The 1,934-nt window shown below is 71.3% G+C and carries 1 protein-coding gene; it reads left to right on the plus strand.

What is annotated here, in order from left to right; translation table 11 throughout:
* Positions 1 to 1,934, plus strand: a 1,934-nt coding sequence (locus ACLQ2N_RS35870; RefSeq protein WP_425819976.1) for a beta-ketoacyl synthase N-terminal-like domain-containing protein, incomplete at both ends; no start/stop codon positions are given.

The raw sequence follows: 1,934 nt of genomic DNA on the forward strand, positions 1-1,934 counted from the left end.
CAGCGCGTCGCGCAGGGCCGGCCCGCCACCTCCCTCGCCTGGGGCCTGTGGGACGGCCCGGGCATGGGCGGCGAACTCGACGCAACCGAACTGCGTCGCCTTGAGCGCGCCGGCATCCTTCCGCTGTCCGTCGAGGACGGCCTCGCACTGCTCGACACCGCCGTCGCCGGCGAGCGGGCGGCCCTCGTCCCGGCCGCGCTGAGCCTGCCCGCACTCCAGCACCAGGCCGGCGCCGGCACCCTCACCGCCGTGCTGCGCGGTCTCGTCCGCACCCCGGTCCGCCGGCCCGGCTCGGCCGCGACGGCCTCGGCGGCGGTCGCCGTCGGCAGCAACCCCCGGGAACTGCTGCAGCTGGTCCGCGCCCAGGTCGCCGCCGTGCTCGGCTTCGCCGACGGCAGCGCCGTCGACCCCTCGCGCCGGTTCCAGGATCTCGGGTTCGACTCGCTGACAGCGGTGGAGCTGCGCAACCGCCTCAACTCCGCAACCGGCCTCCGCCTGCCCGCGACGCTCGTCTTCGACTACCCGTCCGCCCAGGAGGTCACCGACTTCCTGGCCGACGAGCAGGGCGGTCGCGAGCGCCAGGCCGTCGCCACCACTACCGCCACCGACGAGCCGATCGCGATCGTGGGGATGGCGTGCCGGTTCCCGGGTGCTGTGTCCTCGCCGGAGGATCTGTGGCAGCTGGTCGCGGCCGGGGTTGACGGAATCGGTGAGTTCCCGACCGACCGTGGCTGGGACCTGGAGCGGCTCTATCATCCGGACCCGGAGAGCCGTGGTACCACCTACGCCCGTCATGGTGGATTCCTTTACGGCGCGGGTGAGTTCGATCCGGGGTTCTTCGGGGTCTCGCCGCGTGAGGCGCTGGCGATGGATCCGCAGCAGCGTCTGCTGCTGGAGACCTCGTGGGAGGCGCTGGAGCGTGCCGGTCTGGACCCGGCTGGTCTGCGTGGGAGCCGGACGGGTGTGTTCGCCGGTGTGATGTACCACGACTACGGCTCGCAGAGTAATGTGCCGGCCGAGTTGGAGGGGATGCTCGGCCTGGGCAGCTCGGGCAGTGTCGCCTCGGGGCGGGTGTCCTACACGTTTGGTTTCGAGGGTCCGGCGGTGACGGTGGACACGGCGTGTTCGTCGTCGCTGGTGGCGCTGCATCTGGCGGCGCAGGCGCTGCGCAGTGGTGAGTGTGATCTGGCGCTGGCCGGTGGTGTGACGGTGATGGCGACGCCGACCACGTTTGTGGAGTTCTCGCGGCAGCGTGGTCTTTCGCCGGACGGCAGGTGCAAGGCGTTCTCCGCGGACGCGGACGGCACGGGCTGGGGTGAGGGTGCGGGCATGCTGCTGGTGGAGCGGCTGTCGGATGCCCGCCGTAACGGGCATCGTGTGCTGGCGGTGGTCAAGGGGTCCGCGATCAATCAGGACGGTGCGTCCAACGGTCTGACGGCGCCGAACGGTCCGTCGCAGCAGCGGGTGATCCGGCAGGCGCTCGCCAACTCGGGCCTTGCGGCTGCGGACGTGGACGTGGTGGAGGCGCACGGCACCGGTACGGCGCTCGGTGATCCGATCGAGGCGCAGGCGCTGATCGCGACCTACGGCCAGGAGCGGGCCGGGGAGCGGCCGTTGTGGCTGGGTTCGGTGAAGTCGAACATCGGTCACACGCAGGCCGCGGCGGGTGTGGCGGGTGTGATCAAGATGGTGATGGCGATGCGGCACGGTGTGCTGCCGCAGAGCCTGCACATTGACGCGCCGTCGCCGCATGTGGACTGGTCCGAGGGCACGGTGCAGTTGCTCACCGAGGCCCGGCCGTGGGACGAGACCGGCATGCCGCGTCGGGCGGCCGTCTCCTCCTTCGGGATCAGCGGGACCAATGCGCATGTGATTCTGGAGCAGGGCGAGTCGGAGAGCCCGTCTGCGGACTTTGTGGAACTTCCGCTGGTGCC

Source organism: Streptomyces sp. DT224, from assembly GCF_049844595.1.
GTDB lineage: Bacteria > Actinomycetota > Actinomycetes > Streptomycetales > Streptomycetaceae > Streptomyces.